Origin of the sequence: Candidatus Arsenophonus nilaparvatae (assembly GCF_045346035.1) — a bacterium.
Taxonomy (GTDB): domain Bacteria; phylum Pseudomonadota; class Gammaproteobacteria; order Enterobacterales; family Enterobacteriaceae; genus Arsenophonus; species Arsenophonus nilaparvatae.
Genome location: NZ_CP158507.1, coordinates 691,674 through 715,712, shown reverse-complemented (window position 1 = coordinate 715,712; position 24,039 = coordinate 691,674). Strand labels below are relative to the sequence as shown.

General features: G+C 36.6%; 18 protein-coding genes, 1 tRNA gene and 2 pseudogenes. 15 read left to right on the top strand and 6 right to left on the bottom strand.

Annotated elements, in window-relative coordinates; translation table 11 throughout:
- Nucleotides 1–41 precede the first annotated feature (41 nt).
- The gene (gene potD, locus WH390_RS03475) at nt 42–1,088 is read left to right on the top strand and encodes a spermidine/putrescine ABC transporter substrate-binding protein PotD (RefSeq protein WP_032114715.1); all 1,047 of its coding nucleotides are present in this window, start codon (nt 42–44) and stop codon (nt 1,086–1,088) included.
- Between the two features lie 155 nt (nt 1,089–1,243).
- On the opposite strand, the gene WH390_RS03470 is transcribed toward potD, so the two are convergent.
- Together WH390_RS03470 and WH390_RS03465 are read right to left on the bottom strand one after the other, a co-directional pair.
- Nucleotides 1,244–4,588 (bottom strand): thioester reductase domain-containing protein, encoded by a 3,345-nt coding sequence (locus WH390_RS03470; RefSeq protein ID WP_052044806.1) that lies wholly within the window; start codon nt 4,586–4,588, stop codon nt 1,244–1,246.
- A 200-nt stretch (nt 4,589–4,788) separates the two neighbouring features.
- A tRNA-Arg gene (locus tag WH390_RS03465) sits at nt 4,789–4,863 on the bottom strand.
- Between the two features lie 483 nt (nt 4,864–5,346).
- Between WH390_RS03465 and mlaA the strand changes: the two genes are divergently transcribed.
- Nucleotides 5,347–6,117, top strand: coding sequence for a phospholipid-binding lipoprotein MlaA (gene mlaA / locus WH390_RS03460; protein ID WP_032114818.1), 771 nt, complete (start codon nt 5,347–5,349; stop codon nt 6,115–6,117).
- A 280-nt stretch (nt 6,118–6,397) separates the two neighbouring features.
- Here the strand turns inward: mlaA and fadL are convergent, their stop codons facing one another.
- Nucleotides 6,398–7,684: a long-chain fatty acid transporter FadL gene (gene fadL / locus WH390_RS03455; protein ID WP_032114714.1), complete on the bottom strand. Its 1,287-nt coding sequence runs from the start codon at nt 7,682–7,684 to the stop codon at nt 6,398–6,400.
- Nucleotides 7,685–8,045: 361 nt separating this feature from the next.
- Here fadL and WH390_RS03450 point away from each other — a divergent pair, with 361 nt between their 5' ends.
- The 6 genes and pseudogenes from WH390_RS03450 (at nt 8,046) to sixA (ending at nt 14,300) form a co-directional block, all read left to right on the top strand.
- Nucleotides 8,046–8,342, top strand: coding sequence for a YfcZ/YiiS family protein (locus tag WH390_RS03450; RefSeq protein ID WP_032114713.1), 297 nt, complete (start codon nt 8,046–8,048; stop codon nt 8,340–8,342).
- Between the two features lie 248 nt (nt 8,343–8,590).
- Complete coding sequence (gene fadI / locus WH390_RS03445) at nt 8,591–9,889, top strand: acetyl-CoA C-acyltransferase FadI (protein WP_032114712.1); 1,299 nt, start codon at nt 8,591–8,593, stop codon at nt 9,887–9,889.
- 2 nt (nt 9,890–9,891) lie between these two features.
- A pseudogene (locus tag WH390_RS03440) lies at nt 9,892–10,812 on the top strand (enoyl-CoA hydratase-related protein); the annotation flags it as partial.
- Between the two features lie 207 nt (nt 10,813–11,019).
- Nucleotides 11,020–12,015 (top strand): IS110 family transposase, encoded by a 996-nt coding sequence (locus tag WH390_RS03435; protein WP_032114711.1) that lies wholly within the window; start codon nt 11,020–11,022, stop codon nt 12,013–12,015.
- Nucleotides 12,016–12,293: 278 nt separating this feature from the next.
- Nucleotides 12,294–13,547: pseudogene (locus WH390_RS03430) on the top strand (3-hydroxyacyl-CoA dehydrogenase NAD-binding domain-containing protein); the annotation flags it as partial.
- A gap of 249 nt (nt 13,548–13,796) precedes the next feature.
- A complete protein-coding gene (gene sixA, locus WH390_RS03425) occupies nt 13,797–14,300 on the top strand; it encodes a phosphohistidine phosphatase SixA (RefSeq protein ID WP_032114710.1) in 504 nt (167 codons plus the stop codon).
- Between the two features lie 14 nt (nt 14,301–14,314).
- On the opposite strand, the gene smrB is transcribed toward sixA, so the two are convergent.
- Complete coding sequence (gene smrB / locus WH390_RS03420) at nt 14,315–14,863, bottom strand: endonuclease SmrB (protein WP_032114709.1); 549 nt, start codon at nt 14,861–14,863, stop codon at nt 14,315–14,317.
- A 223-nt stretch (nt 14,864–15,086) separates the two neighbouring features.
- On the opposite strand from smrB, the gene prmB reads away from it, so the two are divergent.
- From prmB to WH390_RS03395, 5 genes are all read left to right on the top strand, one after another.
- Entirely contained in the window at nt 15,087–16,019 is a 933-nt protein-coding gene (prmB, locus tag WH390_RS03415) for a 50S ribosomal protein L3 N(5)-glutamine methyltransferase (RefSeq protein WP_032114708.1), read from the top strand.
- A gap of 82 nt (nt 16,020–16,101) precedes the next feature.
- The gene (gene aroC, locus WH390_RS03410) at nt 16,102–17,184 is read left to right on the top strand and encodes a chorismate synthase (RefSeq protein ID WP_032114707.1); all 1,083 of its coding nucleotides are present in this window, start codon (nt 16,102–16,104) and stop codon (nt 17,182–17,184) included.
- 6 nt (nt 17,185–17,190) lie between these two features.
- The gene (locus WH390_RS03405) at nt 17,191–17,733 is read left to right on the top strand and encodes an elongation factor P hydroxylase (RefSeq protein WP_032114706.1); all 543 of its coding nucleotides are present in this window, start codon (nt 17,191–17,193) and stop codon (nt 17,731–17,733) included.
- 30 nt (nt 17,734–17,763) lie between these two features.
- Nucleotides 17,764–18,039, top strand: coding sequence for a YfcL family protein (locus WH390_RS03400; protein WP_032114705.1), 276 nt, complete (start codon nt 17,764–17,766; stop codon nt 18,037–18,039).
- A 59-nt stretch (nt 18,040–18,098) separates the two neighbouring features.
- Entirely contained in the window at nt 18,099–18,602 is a 504-nt protein-coding gene (locus WH390_RS03395) for a GNAT family N-acetyltransferase (protein WP_032114704.1), read from the top strand.
- A 26-nt stretch (nt 18,603–18,628) separates the two neighbouring features.
- Here the strand turns inward: WH390_RS03395 and mnmC are convergent, their stop codons facing one another.
- Nucleotides 18,629–20,659, bottom strand: coding sequence for a bifunctional tRNA (5-methylaminomethyl-2-thiouridine)(34)-methyltransferase MnmD/FAD-dependent 5-carboxymethylaminomethyl-2-thiouridine(34) oxidoreductase MnmC (mnmC, locus tag WH390_RS03390; protein ID WP_032114703.1), 2,031 nt, complete (start codon nt 20,657–20,659; stop codon nt 18,629–18,631).
- A gap of 205 nt (nt 20,660–20,864) precedes the next feature.
- Between mnmC and fabB the strand changes: the two genes are divergently transcribed.
- Nucleotides 20,865–22,085, top strand: coding sequence for a beta-ketoacyl-ACP synthase I (fabB, locus tag WH390_RS03385; protein ID WP_032114702.1), 1,221 nt, complete (start codon nt 20,865–20,867; stop codon nt 22,083–22,085).
- Nucleotides 22,086–22,171: 86 nt separating this feature from the next.
- On the opposite strand, the gene WH390_RS03380 is transcribed toward fabB, so the two are convergent.
- Entirely contained in the window at nt 22,172–23,089 is a 918-nt protein-coding gene (locus WH390_RS03380; RefSeq protein WP_032114701.1) for a DMT family transporter, read from the bottom strand.
- 113 nt (nt 23,090–23,202) lie between these two features.
- On the opposite strand from WH390_RS03380, the gene WH390_RS03375 reads away from it, so the two are divergent.
- Nucleotides 23,203–23,988: a helix-turn-helix transcriptional regulator gene (locus WH390_RS03375; RefSeq protein ID WP_310511429.1), complete on the top strand. Its 786-nt coding sequence runs from the start codon at nt 23,203–23,205 to the stop codon at nt 23,986–23,988.
- The last annotated feature ends 51 nt before the right edge of the window (nt 23,989–24,039 follow it).

The window sequence follows — 24,039 nt, the reverse complement described above, 5'->3', positions numbered from 1 at the left end:
TTAGGTTTTCATTTAACATTATTTTATGAAGGAAACACTATATGAAAAAGTGCTCCTTATGGCTTGCAGCAGGGATCATAGCCGCGAGTATTGGCTCAGCAGTAGCAGCTAATGATGATAAGGTAGTCTATTTTTATAATTGGTCGGAATATGTTCCCCCAGGGCTACTTAATCAGTTTACTAAAGAAACTGGTATCAAGGTGATTTATTCTACTTATGAATCTAATGAAAGTATGTATACCAAGCTCAAAACTTATGCAGAAGGAGCTTATGATTTAGTAGTGCCTTCAACTTATTTTGTGTCGAAAATGAGTAAGGAGGGTATGCTACAAAAGATTGATAAAAGTCAATTGAGTCAATTTAAAAATCTTGATCCAAATTTATTACATAAATCATTTGATCCTAAGAATGATTATTCGATTCCTTATATTTGGGGAGCGACAGGAATTGGTATCAATAGTGAAGTTATTGATCCCAAAACTATTACCTCTTGGGCAGATTTATGGAAACCTGAATATAAAAATGGGCTGTTATTAACTGATGATGCCCGGGAAGTGTTTCAAATGGCACTACTCAAGCTAGGTTATTCAGGTAATACAACAGATCCAGCACTGATTAAAGCTGCATATGAAGAATTAAAAAAATTAATGCCCAATGTAATGGCATTTAATTCTGATAATCCCGCGAACCCTTTTATGCAAGGTGAAGTTGATTTAGGCATGCTATGGAATGGTTCTGCCTATGTAGTGAGTCAATCAGGTGCCCCGATACAATTTATTTGGCCTAAAGAAGGTGGTATTTTTTGGATGGATAGCTTAGCGATTCCAGCCAATGCAAAAAATGTCGCAGGTGCGCTTAAGTTGATTAATTTTCTACTTCGTCCTGATATTGCCGCTAAAGTAGCGCAACAAATTGGTTATCCGACACCCAATCTAGCAGCTAAGCAATTACTATCATCCACGTTAGTTGCCGATAAAACCCTATATCCTGATGAGGAAACCTTAAAAAAAGGGGAATGGCAGAACGATGTGGGCAATGCTAATATTTTGTATGAAAGTTATTTTCAACGATTAAAAGCGGGTCGTTAAATTTCATCAGGCTATTAGTATTTTGAACAGGGTTATTATAATAAAGCACCATCATAATATCGTGGTGCTTTATTATTTACATTTAATGATTAAATAAGAAATAAACATTGAGAATTATATTTTATATTTTTAATTAAAAAATTAATTTGGTTATTTTAAATTAATAAATTTAGCGCTTTAAAGTCAGAGATATATTTACTAATTAAAGATGGTGTAATAGCAGGTATTGTATCCTCAACAGCAGAAGAAAAATTATTAGCTAGAAGCCAGAAATTGCTGGTTATTTTCTCTGGGTGTTTTAATTGTGTAATAACAGGTAACATAGAATACTGTTTTAAATTTTTAGGTAATTTTCTCATTTTTAATTTAAATTGTTGATACCATTCTTGATAGTTATCAATTTTTTTAATATTAAAATCTGAATTAATTAACCAATCAATAATTGTATCAAGAGACACTTTATCATTTTGGGGATTAACCATGTTGAAAGTGAGTCGCTGTTGGTCATAATTTTTTGATAGTTTGATTATTGATGAAGCAACAAAATCAACTGCTAATCCATTATAATGGGGAGATAGATCACTCCCTGAATGGTAGAACGATTTTGGCGCAATCTTAGTATTAATGATACTTAATAGTAATCGACTAAATACATCAGTAATATTAAGCTGAGTAGCATATTGGCGATGAGCCAATATCATACTAGGGCGAAAAACGATCACAGGTAAATTAAATCGATTATATGCATCATGGAGCAAAATTTCAGCCGCCCATTTACTAATAGCATAGCCATTAGCATATTGATTATTAATTTCTTGATAAGGTATAGCTTCGCATATATTAGCTTCTTCGCTTAGTGGTTTATTATTGTAAGGTAATGCGACAATTACACTAGAAATAAAAATGAAATGCTTCAATCGATTGATGAGCGCTAATTTAATTAATTCTGCTGTACCTAACACATTCGTTTCAAACAAATGTTGATATGGCAATATATGATTAACTAAAGCACCAGCATGAAAAATATGATCAACAGTTTGCGATAAATAATCCCATGTTTTTTCATCAAGCCCTAAGTTTGCCTTAGTTAAGTCGCCCGCCAATACAGTTAGATGTTTATCGGCAAGTTGCTTAAATTTAACTGTTAGCTGATTATTATGTGGCGAAAACGTATTAATTAAACGTTGTCTTGCGCTATTATTATCTTTTTCGCGTATCACACAAATTAATTTACCATCAGTTTTATTTAATTCCTCGAGTAAAGCTAAACAAAGAAATTTTCCTAGATAGCCATTTGCTCCAGTTAATAATACGTTATGAAAGGTCGATAGGAAGAGGGAGGAATTTTTTATTTGTTGGAAAATCTCGGGATCTATAAATTTATCTAAAGCTAATTGACTCGCATAAATTTTCTTCTTATCTATACCATGTATGGTAGCGAAAGTCGGACGTGAATTTATTACACATTGTTTTGATTTTATATAATCAGCAATATCATGCAGGGTACACGTTGGATTGGCAATCATTTCGACAGATACAATGATACCAAAAATTCTTTCTAATTCTAATGAAAATTGTAATACAGATAAAGAGTCGCCACCCAGTTGGGAAAAATTTGCTGTTGAATTAATAACAATATCAGAGGAGCCTACTAGATACTGTGTTAATTCTATAACAGTATTTAATATATTTTCTTTATTAATATGTAGTGACAAATCTGACAAATTGTTATTGGAAATTTCTTTGTATAATTGATGTAACTTATCAATATAACGAGCTTTAATTTTTTGCTTTAATGGTTTTCCTAGTTCAGATAATAAGCCATTCTTTTGACTGAAAGGTTCTGTATCGATTATGAAATCTCGTGGAACTTCGTAGGGTTGTAAATTGGCGTCTTTAGCAATTTTTTTAAGTGATTGGTGAATTAATCGTTTTATTTCGTTGTGTTGTTTATTATAGCGATATAATAATTCTGCTGTAGGAATGATAACAGCTAATAAATAAGACCACTGACTATCAGCGTAAATAAAAATATCTTGTACCAAGGGACTATTTTTGAATGAAATTTCAAGCATTGTAGTGGCAATAAATTCCCCTTGAGAAAGTTTGAGAATATTTTTTCTTCTTTCAATAAATGCTAACTGATTTTTCCCTATCTCTTCGACGATATCTCCTGTTTTATAATAACCCTGTTCATCAAAAAATTGGTTATTTAATTCAGGACGTTTATAATAACTGCAAATAATAGTGGAAGTCTTAAGTAATAGCTCACCTCGTGGATAAGGTTTATCTGTTGTATAATAACCTAGCTCAGGAACATCAATAAGTTTATAATCCTCAACGTATGGTTTCGATACCTTATTATCATGACAAATAACTAATGTTTCTGTGCTACCATAATTATTGTGCAGTGGTATTTGAAATATTGACTCAATAAAATCAGCTAATTCTTTGGCAATTGGAGCTGAAGTATAATCTATTTGTTTGACATTGCCGCCAAAAATATTGATACGTATCTCTTCTTTGAGTGTCGTATTAAGTTGTGGATCATCTGCTGTTTTCTTTCTACGTTCTAGCTCAGTTTGATATAGCTGCAGTATCATTTCAGCTATTCTGGGTATTAATATAAGTTCAGTTGGCTTTGCTAAGGCAATATCTTCAAATAAAGAAGATAAGTTACTTTTAGCCACCAGATAACAAGTACCACCTCTTGCTAAAAGATTATAAAATTGTACGTTTGCCATACTATGACTTATTGGTAGGTACAGAACAGTCGTCATATACTTATTAGAATTATTAAGAAGAATAGGGTTCCATATATTTGATACAAATTTTTCATTATAAATAGCGCCTTTGGGCGAACCAGTGCTACTGGATGTATAAATTATCATCGATATCGAGGATAGATCATTATTATTCTTAGGATAAGGTACTTTCGGTAACTGGCTACTTAAATGGATAATATTGGATAGCTCTTCGATTGTGATATTTGATTGTTTTTGTAATAGTTCAAGTTTTTCTGAATTGTCATCGGAAAGGTCATAATCGAAAACAATTATTCGTTTTATTGACTGATTATTTTTTACTAACTCTACTGCTATGTGTAAGTATTCTATGCTGGCTGCAATTATTTGTGGTTCTATTTCTTGTAAAATAAGTGTTAATTCTTTGGTTGATAAATTAGCTTGTAGAGGAATTATAATTGCATTAATTTGCACACAGGCAAGATTAATAGCAATATAATCACTATTAATAAAAGATAAAATAACAACTTTATCACTGGCTTTTAGCGGGTATTGGCAATGGTGATACCATTCATTGGCAATACTTTCAGCTCTATTCCATAATTGTTGATAAGTAATTGTTTGATATTTTGCTTCTAATTGGCTAACAACCCGCTTGGATTTAGCATCTGTTATATAGTGTTTAACACGCTCGCCAATAGCTGGTCGATCATGATATTTTTTTATAATATTTTCAACTACATATACTAAACGCATAACCCCTCCTTGTTATTTTTAGCACGAAATAAAAGTATATTAATTATACAAGAAGGCTTAACGCAAGTTCAGTGATATTAAGTTAGCGGTAAATTAGGCTATAAATATACGCAGAGTAGAGATTGCAATAAACGGTAAGAAGTATAAGAGAAGGTAAATAACTTTTTGCTAATTAAAATAAATTGCTATCAATTTGTTAATGGCGTCCCCTGCAGGAATCGAACCTACAATTAGCCCTTAGGAGGGGCTTGTTATATCCATTTAACTAAGAGGACATAGAATTGTTTCAGTCTAAATTGCCTTGATATACTATTTATTTTACTATTAAATCCCTATTAAAATCAACTTGTTGAATACAATTAGTTTAATTTTATTGCTGATGGCTGGATTTGTGTTTAAATAGGTTTGATTCTATGTTGCGCTATATTAGAGTAAATCGTTAAATTATTATTTTATAAATTATCATTTAGTGAATTATTTAATAAATATTGTTATTAAATTTGTTTATCCATTTTACATTATGATGCGTTTATCATTTGAGAATAATTATTATTGTTTGTTTTTTTTTATATTTTTGGGCTATAACTTAGTGTTATTTATTTGTTTTTTAAACTATCCCCCTATTTAAAATAATCGCTTGCACATTATATGCTTAGATAAATAGTGATTAAATTCTTATCATTAAATCAAAAAGTAAGTAAGATTAAATGAATGAGGATATATAATTATGAATGGACAATCTATGTGAGGGTGTTTTGTTGAATAGAAAAACAAGATTTAAAACATATCGATTATGTGGCGTATTTTTTGCAGTAGGGTTGATTACAAGCTGTTCTAGTACACCGACCGATAATCAACAGCGCTCTGATCCGCTAGAGAGTTTTAATCGAACAATGTTTGATTTTAATTATCATGTTCTCGATCGTTATGTGGTGCGTCCAGTTGCCGTTGCTTGGCGTGATTATGTTCCTATGCCTGCACGTAATGGTTTAGTCAATTTTTTTGCTAACCTGGAAGAGCCTGCAAGTATGGTGAATAATTTTCTACGCGGTGATATTTATCAAGGAATGAAGCATTTTAATCGTTTTTTCCTAAATAGTGTTTTTGGTATGGCGGGATTGATCGATATTGCTTCAATGGCTAATCCTAAACTTGCTAAACAAGAATCTAATCGTTTTGGTAGTACTTTGGGATATTATCAGGTTGGTTACGGTCCATATGTGGTATTGCCAGGTTATGGTAGTTTTACCCTACGAGAAGATGGAGGAGACTGGGCTGACAAGACTTACCCGATGTTAAATTACCTTACTTTTTGGATGTCAGCCGGAAAATGGGTATTAGAGGGAATCGAAAAACGGGCACTTTTTTTAGACTCTGATGGAATACTACAAAACTCTTCTGATCCATATTTAATGGTCAGAGAGGCATATTTTCAGAATAAAGATTTTAAGGCGCAGGGAGGGGTGTTGAAGCCGACTATTAATCCTAACGCTGCTGTGATTGAAGAAGATTTGGATTCTATTGATTAGTAATAGACTGGTACATTTTAGTTTAAATGTTAATGAGTAAAAAATAACGGTGAGATAATTTATTGATTTTTATAGTCACGTTAACTTAAATCTTTATAAATTAAAAAATCAATTAATAATATAATTGTTTGCTAATTATCATTTACGATAAATTGTTTAATTAGTGAATGGTGGCATCAGTGGGGATATTTGGATTTAAAATTATCATCACTAAATATTTCTTACTGATCGATTTTAGCAAGGATAGCTATTGCTATCCTTTTGTATTTTTAAGAAAAAATTAGAATTTGTAGTTAAAGTTAACACCTGCTAACCAAGCGCTACCACTTGATTTAAATTCATACGCCGGTAGGGGCATACCTATTGACGGCATTTCTTCTTTGATTTTTACATGTTGTCCGTGCATGTAGGAAATGCCTACGTCAACTGAGGCATTTTCGTTAAAGGCATAAGTTGTACCGGCACTGATCCAAAAGCGATCTTGATCGGGAATTGAGATCGAGCGATTTTTAGCGGGTACTGGGCTATCATCAAAGGCAATGCCGGTACGAAATGTCCAATGATCATCATGATAGTAAGTGGTGCCTAAAGCAATACGGAACACATCTCTAAAACCTTCATGTTTATTAAATAAAACGCGTCCATCATCTTTTGCGGTGGCTTTCAGTTCTTTAAACTGGCTCCAACTGGTATAGGCTAAACTATAATGAACTGCCCATTTAGGGGCAACTTTATTATAGCCGGAGATTTCCCAAATTTCGGGCAGATTCAGATCCAGTTTGCCGTTAACGCTATTGCCGCCTAAACCACCAGGCATTGATGGAGGAAGCTCATTACTATAGTCGCCATTAAACTTTATTTTAACTTCTGAACGATAGGTAAAGCTGTAACGATTATTCTCATCTAATTCATACAGGATACCGGCATTCCAGCCATATCCCCAATCACTACCCTTAAGTTTGGCAATAGTGGTTGATTTAGGTAGCCCCCCCAATATTGGGCCCAATTCCCCGATATGACGGGTAATTTTTGCATCGGCATAGACTGCATTAAAGCCTAAACCTGCACTGAAATGCTCATTAAGGCGATAAGCGCCGCTTAAATTTAAGTTCAGGGTAGTGAGATCGGTTTTCCCACCAATAGGCCCAGCATTATAGTTATGATTGAATTCAGTGGCTAAACCGTAATTAGTAGTAATTGAAGTGCCAACAGCCCATTTTTCATTTACTGGAAAAATAAAATGGGCATTGGGTATCCAGGCATGAGGCGCGATATTGTTTGAACTGGTACTATTACCAGTGATAGGTGATTTTCCTTTTATATCAACGTCAGGATTAATATAAATTGCACCAAGAGAAAGCACTGGATTATTGAATAACATCATCGCTGCTGGATTGCGACTACCAACACTAGCATTATCGCCAATCGCACCTTCCCCTGAAAAAGCACGACCCAATGCAGAAGTGGAATATTCGTTTAGTTGAAAGCCAGCAGCACTGGCATTTGTCGAAATAAAACTTACAGCCATTGCCAAGATTGTATGTTTGAACAGGTTTTTCTGGTTCATAACCAAAACCCCTTAAATTATATTTATGATAAGAACGACATTGATAGTCGTAATAGAAAGGCCCGAATTGTATTGCTCCATGCCAATATGGCAAATCAGACCAGTTGACTGAGTATAGAATTGAATACCGGTTTTATTACAAGCATGTTTACTGCGGATATGTTATTTGTTTGTAAAAATGTGATTTATTTAACATAAAATTGGTGCATTAATTATGCGAAGTGATAGGAATAGAGTAACAATAGGGATATTAGATCAAATAACTACTTGATATTTTATAGATTATCAGATAGCAGCTGGTATTTTTTTGTTAATTAGCGTTATGATTATATTTTGTTAATGTTTATTGTTGGAAAAAATTATGTCGGATGCTAAGAATCGTTGTCATGCGGAAGAAACTGCTGCTTGCTGTTGTGTTGATGTGGGTACAGTGATAGATAATCAAAATTGTGCCGCTTCTTTTGAAAAAAATTTTTTAAATCAACAAGAGGCTGAAAAAATGTTAACACAGCTAATAGAAAAAGCGCGGTCAGTTGAATCGGAGCCTTGTGTGATTGAACATCAGATTCAGCCTATTGTTGAGGGTGTTAAATTACTAGCGAGTTTTACCTTTTGTTGTGAAGCTGAAACGCTAATTTTTCAATTAAATTTGCGTTAATTGAATTTAACAATGCCTACAGAGGTTTTGTAGGCATTGGGTCGTTGAGTTGTTCTCAATATTTTGACTTGTGTGACAAATAAATATTCATATCTTGTGTGCCGCCTCTCAGTTTTTAATTTTTATTATTTTTCTTTCACTACATTTGAATAACAATTGATTATCAGATCAGACCTCTGTGAAGTATTGGGAATGATTAACTATAGTTTCATTTTTCATTTTTTATAAAAAGGGAAGCGAGATCTGCTATGAACTACAACGTTAAGAATACTGATCGTATCGCAATTGTTACTGGGTTACGCCTTCCTTTTGCTAAACAGGCAACGGCTTATCATAATATACCTGCTGTCGATCTAGGCAAAATGGTAGTACGTGAATTAGTTATTCGCAGTGGTATTGATTCTCAACTTATTGATCAAGTGGTTTTTGGTCAAGTAGTTCAGATGCCTGAAGCGCCGAATATTGCTAGAGAAATTGTTTTAGGCACTGGACTACCTGTTTCAATAGATGCTTATAGTATTTCTAGAGCATGTGCTACTAGTTTTCAGGCTATTACCAATATTGTAGAAAGTATGAAGGCGGGCACTATTAAGGTCGGTATTGCTGGTGGAGCGGATTCATCATCAGTTTTACCTATTGGTGTAACTAAAAAAATGGCAAGCACTCTAGTTGACCTCAATAGAGCAAAATCAATTGGCCAACGTTTGAGGCTCTTAAGCTCATTAAGTTTTCGTGACTTTTTGCCAGTTTCACCAGCAGTAACCGAATATTCTACGGGTTTAAGAATGGGAGATACTGCCGAACAGATGGCAAAAACTTATCATATTAGTCGTGAAGAACAAGACGCTTTTGCTCATCGTTCTCATATCCTAGCCGCCCAGGCTTGGGATAGCGGCGTATTACAGAAAGAAGTAATGACAGCTCATATACCGCCGTTCCTGGAGTCATTATCGGAAGACAATAATGTTCGAAAAGACTCAACACTTGCTTCTTATGCAAAGTTAAAACCGGCTTTTGATCGCCAACATGGTACTGTTACCGCCGCGAACAGCACGCCAATGACTGATGGTGCAGCGGCAGTAATGTTGATGTTTGAATCAAATGCGAAAGCATTAGGTATAACTCCATTAGGTTATATTCGTAGTTATGCTTTTTCGGCTATTGATGTTTGGCAGGACATGTTATTAGGCCCTTCTTATGCAACACCATTAGCTCTTAAGTACGCGGGATTAAGTTTAAAAGATCTTACCTTAATTGATATGCATGAAGCTTTTTCTGCTCAAGTATTAGCCAATATGAAAATGTTTGCGAGCAAAAAATTTGCTCAAGAAAAATTAGGGCAATCTGAAGCGATTGGTGAAATTAATATGGAAAAATTTAATGTATTGGGCGGGTCTATTGCTTATGGCCATCCATTTGCTGCTACAGGTGCTCGTATGGTGACCCAGACGCTTAATGAGTTACATCGTCGTGGCGGTGGTTTGGCGCTTACGACCGCTTGTGCAGCAGGCGGTTTAGGTGCAGCAATGATTTTGGAGGTTGAGTAGTTATGACCAATAAAAATGAAGAAAAAAACTTACCTGCAATTACTAGCTATCCTGTGTTTCATTTTTCCGTCAAACAAAACAATATCGGTGTTATTTCGATTGATGTTGCCGGTGAAAAAGTTAATACATTAAAAGCTGAATTTGTTGATCAATTTTATATGATATTACAGCAAGCACAAGCAATCGTGGGTTTGAAAGGGATTATTATTATTTCAAATAAACCAGGCTGTTTTCTTGCTGGTGCTGATATTAGTATGATTTCCAATTGTAAAACAAAAGAAGAAGCAACAAGGCTTGCCATGACAGGCCAAAAATTATTTAACTTGCTTGAAAATTATCCATTACCTATTGTCGCTGCAATTGATGGGGTATGTTTAGGCGGCGGATTAGAGTTAGCGCTTGCCTGTCATGTAAGAATTTGTACTCTGTCAGATAAAACGCGTCTTGGTTTACCAGAGGTACAATTAGGCTTAATACCAGGTTCTGGAGGAACACAACGTTTACCTCGTTTAATCGGTTTAGTTAATGGATTAGATTTGATTCTGACTGGTCGTCAATTAAGGCCAAAGCAATCACTAAAATTGGGTTTAGTCGACGATATTGTTCCAGCAGAAATTTTATTGCAAACGGCAATTAACTGGATTGATAAAGGGAGAAAAAACAAAACATGCTTGCCTCTCATGCCGCGTTTATCAGAATTACCCATTATCAGAAATATCTTATTCGCGATAATTAAAAATAAAACAAATTCAAAAAGTAAAGGTCATTACCCTGCGCTAGAAAAAGCGATTTCAGTGGTTGCTATTGGCTATGAAAAAGGTGTGCAAGCCGGACTTGAGGCAGAGGCAAAAGCCTTTGGAGAGCTGGCAATGACACCAGAATCTACCGCTTTACGAGGTCTTTTTTTTGGCTCGACTGCGCTTGTATCTTGTTATTTGTGATGATTAGCTACCATCACATGAAACAGAGTGAGCTTGTGACTCCGCCAATGGGACAACCTTGTTTTTTAGTTAAAGCCCTCTGTTTCTCCTTTCATGCCAGCATTTAGATTGAACGGTTACCGAGAGCATTGACTCTGTATGTACAAGGGGAATAGGCATGATGGTTTATTATGTGAAAGGAGTATTCTCATGTATCAAATCGGAATAGATGTCAGTAAAAAAAAGCTAGATATCTGCCTGTTAGCTAAGGGTATTGAGGGAAAACAAAAAAACAAAGTCATTAAAAATGATCAACATTCAGCTAACACATTGATAGAGTGGCTGAAAACACAAAAATGCTTACTCGAAGATGTAAGAATTACTCTTGAATCTACAGGAACTTATCACGAACAACTCTGCACCGAACTTTATGATATGGGTATTCATGTTTCCATCGTAAATCCTTATCGTATAAGAGAGTTTGCAAAAGGCATGGGTATTTTAACTAAAACAGATAGAGTGGATGCCTTCGTTTTAGCTTGTTATGGGGAGCTAAAAAAGCCTTCAGCATGGATAGCTCCATCACTAGAAATTCGAGCATTGAAATCATTAATCAAACGTCGAGAAGCGCTTTTAGCTGATTTATTACGTGAACAAAACCGTCAGGAAAAGACCTTAACAACGCCTACGCCAAAAGTTGTTAGGCAATCACTTGTTAAGTGCATAAAAGTATTAGAAAAAGAGTTATTGGCTATTGAATCTGAGATTTCCAAGCATATCAATAACCATCCTGAGTTGAAAAAAGACATGGAGTTACTGACATCAATCAAATCAATTGGGACTCAAGTAGGAAGTCATATGCTGATGGTATTACGCGGTCATGATTTTAATAGTGCTGAGCAGGCGGCTGCTTATTTAGGATTAGTGCCTGTAGAACGCCGATCAGGTACCTCTGTTAACGGGCGTGCCCATCTATCTAAAATAGGACCATCTGAAATTCGCGCTAAATTATATTTATCAGCTCTAACAGCAATACGCCATAACCGACATATTAAGTCATTGTATGATCGTCTATTAACAAGAGGTAAGTCAAAAATGTCAGCTCTAGGTGCAGCAATGAGGAAATTAGTTCACCTGTGCTATGGAGTATTGAAAACGGGTCTAGCTTATGACCAAAACTACTCAAGCCCAACTTTGAATTCATAAAATCGAGTTTGAGCCATCTTAGATTTTAGGTGGCACTTTGGATGTCTTAGATAGAGAAAATGGTGCTACGGGCTTCCTAGGTGGCTTAAAATCAATTTACGGATGATAACGCAAACCCAGTTTTGGCTTTAAGCGACAAAACCTCCTCTAAGCTAACTCTATCCGCTCACCGGAGTCCGAGAGCAAGCGAACGGGCGAGGAAGCGGAATTAACCTAAAATTATAGAATTAAATTCATGGGTTATTTTTAGTTTTTAAGGTTGACTTTCAAGACGGTAACTAAAAAGTGAAATGGGTAGTTTTGGAAAATCTGCTACAATTCATCAGGTAGGTGTGTTAGGTGGAGGCCTCATGGGAGGCGGGATTGCCTATGTGACAGCGGCTCGAGGTAAATTACCTGTTCGAGTGAAGGACATTAATAATGGAGGACTTAATCAGGCATTAAAATTCAGTTGGCAGCGCTTAACGGAGCAAGTTAAACGTAAACGCATATCTGTACAAGAGCGCGCTCAACAGATGATGCTAATTTCAGGCACATTAGACTATAAAGGGCTTGAAAAAACGCAAATTATCGTAGAAGCAGTTTTTGAAGATTTAGCATTAAAGCGTAAAATGGTACAGGAAGTGGAGGCAATGACATTAAATGAAGTCGTTTTTGCTTCTAATACATCTTCGTTACCTATCCATAAAATTGCAGAGTTTACAAAATACCCAGAACGTATAATTGGACTTCATTACTTTAGTCCAGTCGATAAAATGCCATTGGTTGAAGTGATCCCTCATAGTAAAACGAGTGATCAGACAATTGCTACTGCTGTGACATTGGCAAAAAAACAGGGTAAAACTGCAATTATTGTTGGTGACAGTGCAGGTTTTTATGTTAATCGGATACTAGCACCCTATATTGCTGAAGCGACACGTTGTCTGTTAGCTGGTGAATCAATTGAGCATATAGATAATGCTTTAGTTAAATTTGGTTTTCCAATTGGTCCATTGAACTTGTTAGACGAAGTCGGAATTGATGTAGGCACTAAAATTATGCCAGTGCTTGTTGAACAGTTTGGTGAACGATTTTCTGTCCCTTCAGAACTTAATATTATATTGGAAGATGATAGAAAGGGGCGTAAAAATGGCAGAGGTTTTTATCTTTATAAGAAAAATAAGATTATTTGGCCGTGGAGTAAAAAACAGCGTCAAGTCGACACAACCATTTATGAGTTACTTAATATTCAACCCAAAGCAATTTTATCTGAGCAGGAAATTGTTCAGCGCTGTATTATGCTGATGCTGAACGAAGCTACTCGTTGTCTTGACGAAGGTGTTATTCGGCATGTAAATGATGGTGAGATTGGTGCAGTGTTTGGAATTGGTTTTCCTCCTTTTACTGGTGGACCATTTAGATATATGGATCAACAAGGTATATCAAATATTGTTGACATAATGCATCGACTAGCACAGAAATATGGTAACAATTTTGTTCCTTGCGAAAGGCTAATGCAAATGGTTAAATCAAATAAAAAATTCCATCAATAGTTGATTATTATTAGTAGCATCTTAAACCTTACTAATATCATGGTCTTAGGCGTGATTTCTATTTAACTTGATATAAAATAAACTTTTTTTTCGTTTTTTATGAAAATAAAGCGGTTCCTTTTTTTGTGATTTTAGTGCAGAATCTCGGGTTGCCTTGCCCTGCATATTTTCCGACAACAACATTAGCGAGTAATGAGAGGGCTCCTATGTAGGGGGTTAGGTGAAAATATTTTACTCAAATGGTGGATTATGCAAGTTTTTATTATGCGTCATGGTGACGCAACGATGAATACAATAAATGATGAAGCAAGAGAACTTACTCTTAAAGGAATTGAAGAATCTAAATTAATGGCCAATTGGCTAGCACAACAGAATCCAGTGTTCGACCGAGTGTTTACCAGTCCATATGTAAGAGCAGTACAAACTTATCAGGCAATGCAGCCATTATTGCCCTATTCAGGCGAACAAGAAGTCTTAGCTGAACTTATTCCTGATGGTGATCCGCAATCTATTGCTAATTATTTGCAATTACTTGCCGAAGGAGGTGTAAGAACAGCATTGATTATTTCTCATTTGCCATTAGTCGGTTATTTGGTATCAGCCTTATGCCCACAAGAAATCCCTCCTATGTTTGCAACTTCTGCGATTGCTTATGTAGAGATAAATACGGAAATGCGGCACGGTGAATATAGATGGCAACGGGGACCTTCTCAAATATTGCATAGTGTTAATAAACTAGCGGCACATTTCTAGTTTTATTTTACGTATTATCTGCGCTGAGTTTCATCAGTTTCGACCAAGATAAGCAACGAGGCGCTACCACCCCAAGCTTTGGGGGCTTGATGAAAAGCAGTGATATTAGGGTGTTGAGCAAGCCAAAGAGGAATCTGTTGTTTTAAAATGTGTTTTCCATGGCCATGCATAATACAGGCACAATGGATATTATCTCTATAGCAAGCAGCGATTAGAGCTCCAATTTCTTGTTTAGCTTGTCGTTGGGATAAGCCATGTAAATCGAGAAATAGTTCGGGAATATAATCATTCCGACGTAACTTTTTTAATTCATAGGGATTAATATCGGGTCGTAAATATCGAATCGGTCCATCCGCTTCTAGCGCCGGTTGATACTCATCTGAAAAGTAATAACTAGCATTGACTTGTTCTTGGAGCAAACGTTTTGTCACAAGTTGTGATTTTATTTGATGATGTCTTAGTGGTGGATGACTAACAATGTCATGTAATAAAGGTTTAGTCCCTGTAGTCGCCTCTTTAAATAGTTTAATTTCCTCAGCACTCAATTTGAACTTATTTTTCATTGTGATTCTATCAATCAGTTAGTCAATTATTCTGTTAAGTTTATCTTAATTTTCCTGCTATTACCTTCCTTATAAGCAGCAAGCTTTATAAGCTATTGTTAGTATTCTAATATCAATTAATGAGATTGCTATAAAATTCCTTAACAATAAGCTGATTTATTAAGTAGTTCGTGGCAGACTATCGGGATTAAATATATGAACTTTGTATTGGCTAGGAGGCGTTTTGGACAAGATTTTTGTTGATGAAGCGGTTGCGGAATTACATACCATCCAAGATATGTTGCGTTGGGTAATTAGTCGGTTTAATGCAGCAAATATTTATTACGGTCATGGAACAGATAATTATTGGGATGAAGCTTTACAACTTGTTTTGCCATCACTTTTTTTGCCCTTAGATATCCCTCAACAATTATGGGTTTCTCGTCTGACTTTAAGTGAACGTCATCGTATCGTTGAACGGGTGTTACGCCGTGTTAATGAACATATCCCTGTTGCTTATTTAACCAATAAAGCCTGGTTTTGCGGACATGAATTTTATGTTGATGAACGCGTTTTGATCCCACGTTCTCCTATAGGAGAACTGATTAATAAGCATTTTGCCGGTATCATTGATTATGAACCTGTAACTATTTTAGATATGTGCACGGGTAGTGGATGTATTGCTATTGCTTGTGCCTATCAATTTCCGCAAGCGCAAATTGATGCGGTTGATATTTCTGCTGATGCATTGGCGGTAGCTGAACAAAATATTGCCGCTCATGGGTTCTCTGAACGGATAGTACCTATTCGTTCAGACTTGTTTTTGAATATGCCTATGATTAAATATGATTTAATGGTTACTAATCCACCTTATGTGGATGCTGAAGATATGTCTGATTTACCAGCTGAATATCTGGTAGAGCCTAAATTAGCCCTTGCAGCAGGCTCTGATGGTTTAAAACTTGTCAGAAGAATTCTAGCTAATGCTTCACGTTTCCTAACGGACAATGGGGTGCTTATTTGTGAAGTTGGTAATAGTATGTTACACCTTATTGAGCAATATCCGGATATTTCTTTTACTTGGTTGAAGTTCGAACAGGGAGGCGATGGTGTATTCATGCTAACGCAGAAACAACTTATTGAAAATCAAGAGAAATTTAAATTATTTATCGATTAATGGGTAATTACATTTTTTCGTACAATAAAATAATTTATTAATTAATTATTATAATGAATGATAAAAAGAGGAAACAAAGGGGATGGCAGGAAATTCGATTGGGCAGCTTTTTCGTGTTAGCACTTTTGGTGAATCGCATGGTTTGGCGTTAGGCTGCATTGTTGATGGCGTTCCGCCTGGAATGGCATTATCAGAAAAAGATCTGCAAACCGACTTAGATCGTCGTCGGCCTGGTACTTCTCGTTATACAACTCAGCGGCGTGAACTTGATCAGGTTAAAATTTTATCCGGTGTTTTTAATGGCATAACGACAGGAACACCCATTGGTTTGTTGATTGAAAATCAGGATCAACGGTCGCAGGATTATAGTGAGATCAAAGATATTTTTCGTCCTGGGCATGCAGATTATACCTATCAACAAAAATATGGTTTACGTGACTATCGTGGTGGTGGGCGATCTTCAGCACGTGAAACGGCGATGCGTGTTGCTGCCGGCGCGATCGCAAAAAAATATTTGCAACAAAAACTAGGTATAACCGTTCGGGCTTATTTAAGTCAAATGGGAGATATTTGTTGTGAACTGAAGGATTGGGATTTGGTTGAACAGAATCCTTTCTTTTGTCCTGATGCAACAAAATTGGAGGCAATGGACGCTTTATTACGCTCATTGAAAAAAGAAGGTAATTCTATTGGTGCTAAAATAACCGTCATTGCTGAACATGTCCCGGCTGGATTAGGTGAACCTGTTTTTGATCGATTGGATGCGGATATTGCCCATGCAATGATGAGTATTAATGCAGTTAAAGGGGTTGAAATTGGTGCTGGTTTTAAGGTGGTTACATTAAAAGGGAGTGAAAATCGGGATGAAATAACCCGTGATGGATTTGTCAGTAATCATGCCGGTGGCATCTTAGGTGGCATAAGTAGTAGTCAACCGATTATTGCCCATTTAGCCTTAAAGCCAACTTCGAGTATTAGCATACCGGGTAGAACGATTAATCGGCAAGGTCATGAGGTCGAAGTGGTTACAAAAGGACGTCATGATCCCTGTGTTGGTATCCGAGCGGTACCGATAGCAGAAGCGATGATGGCAATCGTGCTTATTGATCATTTTTTACGTCATCGGGCTCAATGTGGTGAATTAGCTTTTAATCGTACGATATAAATATTAATGAAAGAACATAATTATAATCATCTAATTAACATTTTTAGTATTTGTTTTGAGAAAGAGTATTGCACACGTTTAATTAAAGGAGATGATGAACCTATCTATCTACCTGCAGATGATAAGATACCGTATCATCGGATTATTTTTGCTCGCGGCTTTTATGCTAGTGCTTTACACGAAATTTCCCACTGGTGTATTGCCGGAGAAACTAGACGTCAACAAATTGATTTTGGTTATTGGTATTATCCAGATGGGCGAAATGAGCAAACACAAAGCGCTTTTGAGAATGTTGAAGTCAAACCGCAAGCACTTGAATGGATGTTTTGTGTGGCGTCAGACTTTCCCTTTAATGTTAGTTGCGATAATTTGGCCGCTAATTTTGAGCCAGACCGGCATGCTTTTCAGCGCAAAGTCTATCGGCAGGTGCTGAACTACCTTACAAATGGCATTCCAGCCAGAGCTGAGATATTTATTCAAGCTCTACAGTTGTTTTATAATATGCCTCCCTTGGTGAAGCAAAATTTCATTTGCCCCGAAGAGCTGTAAAAAATTTAGTTAGTATAAAGGAACGAAACCATGCTTGCGGAATTAGAAACACGTATTTTAACGCAAATTGATAATAATGTTGATGATGCTAATCAAGATGAACTTTTTGCTGGCGGTTATTTACGTGGACATTTGACATTAGCCATTGCTGAATTAGAAACTGAAAATAAAAATAATATTGAAGCGCTTTCAGAGCGTGTCGAAGCGAGTATTGACAAAGCAATTAAGGCGGGTGAATTAAGTCCCCCTGATCAACGATTGATATTAAATACTTGGCGGATGTTGTTAGAAAATGCCGCTCGATAAGCAAAAAAGCAAATAAATTAAAACAACGTATTGTTGCACTTTTTTAAAATGGGGTAACGATGTTGGTAAGGTTGGCAGTACCCGATGAAGCAGAAAAGTTAGTCAATATTGAACGTTCCGCAGCAGCCATATTCCGTCAAATTCCAGCGCTTGCTTGGGTTGCTGATGCACAAGGCAAATCCGTTAACCAACATTTAGAATTTATTGTTGATGGTGATTGTTGGGTAGCAGTTGAGCAGCAGCTTGTTGGTTTCATTGAGGTTGAAGTAATGGATCAAGCTTTGCATATTTGGGAATTATCTGTTGATAGCCGATGGCAGAGAAAAGGAATTGGTAAGGCTTTACTGCAAAAAGTTATTATGCAAGCAAAACAACTAAACTGTGATCATGTTACTTTAACCACTTTTCGTGATGTTGCTTGGAATGGTGTTTATTATCAGAAATTGGGCTTCACAATTATTTCGGCTGAAAAGTTAACTCTGTCACTACAAGCTATTTTAAAAAAAGAGGTAGCTTATGGATTTACTGCATCCTCACGTTGTGCAATGCAGTACATCCTTTAATGGAGATTAAATTTTTTGCTAGAAAGCTAATTATCCAGTTTAACCGCCCGGCCTTGTAATAATTTTCTGATCCAAAAACGGTTAGGATTGAGATTTGCCAATATATCATCGTCAAAAGGCAATGGTTCAGCAAAAATTTGACTGCAAAGTAGCTCTGCGCAAATTGGCGCACTACATAACCCTCTTGCACCTAATGCGCCAATAACAAATAGATTGTCATGAATTGGGGCTTGCAAAATATGCTGTTGCTCACTGAGCTGTTTATCTAGCTGTGCATATTGAAGAATAAGTTGATTAACATCTGGTACATTACCCACCATCGGTAGATGATCACGTGTAACACAGCGGATGCTTTGGCGTGATGCATTTTGGCTGATATCAATTTCTTTTGTCCATTCAACATCAGGCAAGCAAGTTAATAAGCGAGCATAGTTTTCTTGTTGCTCCAATTTGGAATATTTTAGCGTGAGTTGATGACGTTTATAGCTAGCGCCTAAGCAATGATATTGATGATGAGTGGGTGTTATATATCCGGCATAACAGAGTGTTGTTTGCAGTTGGTTGAGTATCGGTGTGGTCGGAATATGGCTCACTTGTCCGCGAACAGCACTAACGGGTAATTTTTCCGTTTGAGAAAATAAAGGCAGTTGATGACCATTAGCGATAATGACGGTTTTATGGGTTATTTGTCGTTGCATATCTCCTTGTTTAAATAGCAACTTCCAGCCAGCGGCACTATTTTCAAGTTGAATAAGACGATGATTAAAATGACTGATTAAACCTTGTTGTTGCCCATATTGCCAACTATTGGATGTCAGCTCAGCTGGACATAACCAGCCAGCAGCTGGATAGTAAATGCCATCATGGTTAACATCAACACCACAAATGGTTTGTAATGTTTGTCGAGTTTCATGGTGTGCAAAATCAGCTGGCCAATTTTTTGTTAATATTTGATCGATTTTTTGTCGGCTTTTTACGTCATAAGCTAATTGTACTAAACCGTTCCAATCGTGAGCAAATGTGATGCCTAACTGTTGAAGTTGGATGTAATAGCGTTTAGCAAAAGTAAAGGCGGTAATAAAAAAGCGTTCTAAACCATCGTGGTGACCAGTTAATAATGGATAAAGTGCGCCTTGACGATTGCCGGAAGCATTTTGTGCCACACTGGGATCTTGGCAATATAAAGTTACCTGACTGCCTCTACGTAATAAAGCAAGAGCAGTCATCATACTGGCAATACCACCGCCAATAATGGCAATATCCTCGGTTGTTGATGCGGCTTGTCGAGCGAACCAGGGTTGTGGATCAGATTGCTGATTTGCTAGTAATTGACCAGTTAGCATTTCACGTTTACGGCCAAAACCCTTGATTTTTTTTACTTGAAAACCGGCTTTTTCCAATCCACGGCGAACGATACCGGCAGAAGTAAAGGTAGCAAAAGTACAACCATCACGTCCCCAATTTGCCATTGTAGTGAACAGTTGTTCACTCCACATTTGAGGATTTTTAGCTGGAGCAAAACCGTCTAAAAACCAACTATCTATTTTATTGAAAAAATTAGATTTTAATTGAGGTAATTGTATATTTATATCACCAAACCAGAGATCGAGAATGATTGCCCCATTTTCCATAACTATTCTATGACAACCTGGTAACGACTGAGGCCATTGTCGACAAATTTGTTTAGAAAAAGTCGCGAGTTCAGGCCAACATTGATGAACTCTTAGCAAATCAGTAATGGACAAAGGATATTTTTCAAAACTGATATAGTGTAAAAGTTGTAACTGGTTGTTAGGCGCTTGTTGGCGAAACTGAATAAATAACTGACAGACTGCCATAAAGTTTAGCCCAGTACCAAAACCAGTCTCTGCAATAACATATTGTTTTGCTGAGTGAGAAAAAAAGCGATTCGGTAACTGATTACCGGCTAAGAACACATAACGCGATTCTTCTAAACCATTTTGATTAGAATAATAGACATCACCAAAGTGTTCAGAGATAGGGATATCTTGCTCGTTCCAGCTTAATTTAGCTTGGCTGATCTCATTTGTATTCACAAAATTATCTACAATATTTTAAATAATCAGTCAATTTTAACGAATTTAATCTGAGTGCGCTAGCTATCGCAAAATATAAAAGTTAGCCAAGATAATATTTTCTACAAAATTTTACCTGATCGGACTTGTTCAGCTTACAAGTGTAAGCTAAAGTAACAGGCTAAGCTCCCAGTAAATGAATTTCGACTATGAGGTAATATAAGCAATGAAGCGTGCAGTCATCACTGGTCTGGGCATTGTCTCCAGCATAGGTAACAACCAGCAAGAGGTACTGGCTTCCCTGAAAGCGGGTCGTTCTGGCATCAGGTTTTCAGAAGAATTTAAAGAAATGGGTTTACGCAGCCATGTCTGGGGTAATATTCAGCTGACGGAAGATGATATTAAACAAAAGATTGACCGAAAAATTCTTCGTTTTATGAGTGATTGCTCTATTTATGCCTACTTGGCGATGGAAGAGGCAATTCAGGACGCTAAGCTGACAGAAGAGCAGATCTCAAATATTCGTACCGGTTTAGTTGCTGGTTCTGGTGGCGGTTCACCCCGTAATCAAGTGGCTGGTTCTGATGGTATGCGTGCCAAAGGATTACGTGGTGTTGGTCCCTATATGGTGACTAAAGCAATGGCTTCTGGTGTTTCAGCTTGTTTAGCCACACCGTTTAAAATTAAGGGCGTTAATTATTCTATTAGCTCCGCTTGCTCAACCTCAGCCCACTGTATTGGCCATGCAGTTGAATTGATCCAATTAGGTAAACAGGATGTTGTTTTTGCTGGTGGAGGTGAAGAATTAAGCTGGGAATTAACCTGTGAATTTGATGCAATGGGAGCATTATCTACCAAATATAATGCAACCCCAGAAAAAGCTTCTCGTACCTATGATCAGGATCGGGATGGTTTTGTGATCGCTGGTGGCGGCGGTATCGTTGTGGTGGAAGAGTTAGAGCATGCTTTGGCACGTGGTGCACATATTTACGCTGAAATTGTTGGTTGTGGAGCGACTTCAGACGGTTATGATATGGTTGCTCCGTCAGGTGAGGGTGCGGTACGGTGTATGAAAATGGCATTGGCAGATGTCGAACAGGTTGATTATATCAATACTCATGGAACTTCAACGCCAGTTGGCGATACAAAAGAGCTAGAAGCAATTACTGAAGTGTTTGGTACTAATACGCCAGCGATTTCAGCGACTAAAGCAATGACTGGCCATTCTCTGGGCGCGGCTGGGGTACATGAAGCTATTTATAGTTTGCTAATGTTAGAGCATGGATTTATTGCTCCAAGCATCAATATTGATAATTTGGATGAAAAAGCGCAAGCAATGAATATTATTACGCAACCCACGGATAAGAAATTAAATACTGTAATGTCAAATAGCTTTGGTTTTGGTGGAACTAATGCGTCGTTGGTAATGAGTAAATACCATTCATAATTATTTTAACAAGAAAAACAACAACCTACTGATAATCTATCAGTAGGTTTTTTATTGTTTTTGATATAATTAATTGATTTAATAAGTTATTGTTCTTTTTTATTAGTATTATAACGGAGATGGTTAAAAAGCTGTGTCAGTGGCGTACGTAATTGCTGCGCTAAAATAACACCGAGTAGCACTACACCACCACCAATTAAATGGTAGCTGTGCATTTTTTCATTTAAAAATAGGACAGCGATAATGGCAGTAAATACCGGTGCCAGATTCATAAATATTGAAGTTGTATTAGCGCCAAGTCGAAATACACCCTGGATCCATAAGTAAGGTGCAATCAGCGAGGCGGCAATGCCGGCAAACAAGATCAAATTAATATTTGCTGCGGTAATTTCTACTGTTTTAGCCAGTAAAAAATTAGGCAATAGTAGGATCACCGCAAAGCTAATTTGGATATAAAGTGATTGCCAATTGGGTAATGGGATTGCCCAATGCTTGGTTAATACACCATATAGAGAATAAGAGAGAGCAGCGATAAACATGAGTAATTGCCCGCTATTTATTCCCTGCATAAAAAATATCATTGGCTCACCTTGACTGATAAGCCAGATAAGCCCAATTAAGGATAAGAGGGTACCGATTACAATACCAATAGTAGGAATAGTGCGTAGCACAAAAATACTGAGTATCACCGTTAACAAAGGAATAACCGAATTTAATACTCCCATAAAGGTTGCGCTGACCGTGTGTGCAGCATAATAAGCCAAACTTTGGTAGAGCACCATGCCAAGGGCCCCTAAAATAAAAAGTTTCCAGCCATATTGCATCACTACTGCGCGATTTTTAACTATCCCTTTGATCATAAAAGGGGTAAGTAATAAAAACGCCAATAACCAGCGATAAAAGGAAATAGCCGCAGGGTCAATAACATTTGCAGCCGCTTTACTTACGACTGCATTAATTGACCATAATAAAACTGCAAAAAGGGGAAAAAGAAAATTTTTCATTATTTAGTCATATCTATCATTTGGTAATAATTTTGCTATTTTAGCATTGTCTGATTTATTGCATATATTTATAATAAGACAAACGATCCGTTCTTTCTGCCAATATTACTGTAATGGAAAAAATCAAATATATACTTGAACCAAATATTATTGAGCCAGAATCCATAGTTTTTCGTAATAATGAATTGTTAGGTGATACTGAGTGTAAATTACATCGCCATAACTTTGGCCAATTAATTTATGTGGTTAAAGGCATTATAGAGATGCAAGTTGCTGCTCAACATTATATTGCTCCGCCGGAATTTTGTATCTGGATCCCAAGCGGTGTTGAACATGCCACTTACAACAAAAAAAGTGTTAAGTTTAATATATTAGATATTTCTCAGACACTTAGTCATGTTCTGTGTAAAAAACCGTGTATTATTCGTCAAACAGCTATTTTTCATACCATATTATTAGATTTTTATGCACGTCAGATAAGCCAACCTAACACCGTAGAAGATATGCGCTTAGCCAATGTTTTGATTGATCAATTAAAACGTTCACCTATTCAAAAAACCTATTTACCTGCCAGTAAGGATAAATTTTTAGCACCTATTTTAGCGCAATTACAGCAAAATCCAGCCGATAATACTGCTTTAGCTATATGGGCCAAGCGGGTATATACCTCAGAACGTACCTTGTCACGCCGTTGTCAGCAGGAACTGGGGATGTCATTTAGTGAATGGCGCCAGCGATTACGTTTTTTACATGCCATAATGAAATTAGAACAAGGTAATAGTGTCCATCAGGTGGCTTTTGATGTCGGTTATAGTTCCTCCTCGGCTTTTATTACCATGTTTCAGCAGATTTCAGGCACAACACCAGAACGTTTTCGACAAAAAAGTGACGGTGACTAAACCGGTTGTTAGGATTTATTTCATTAACATGGCAAAATAGCAATTTGTTAC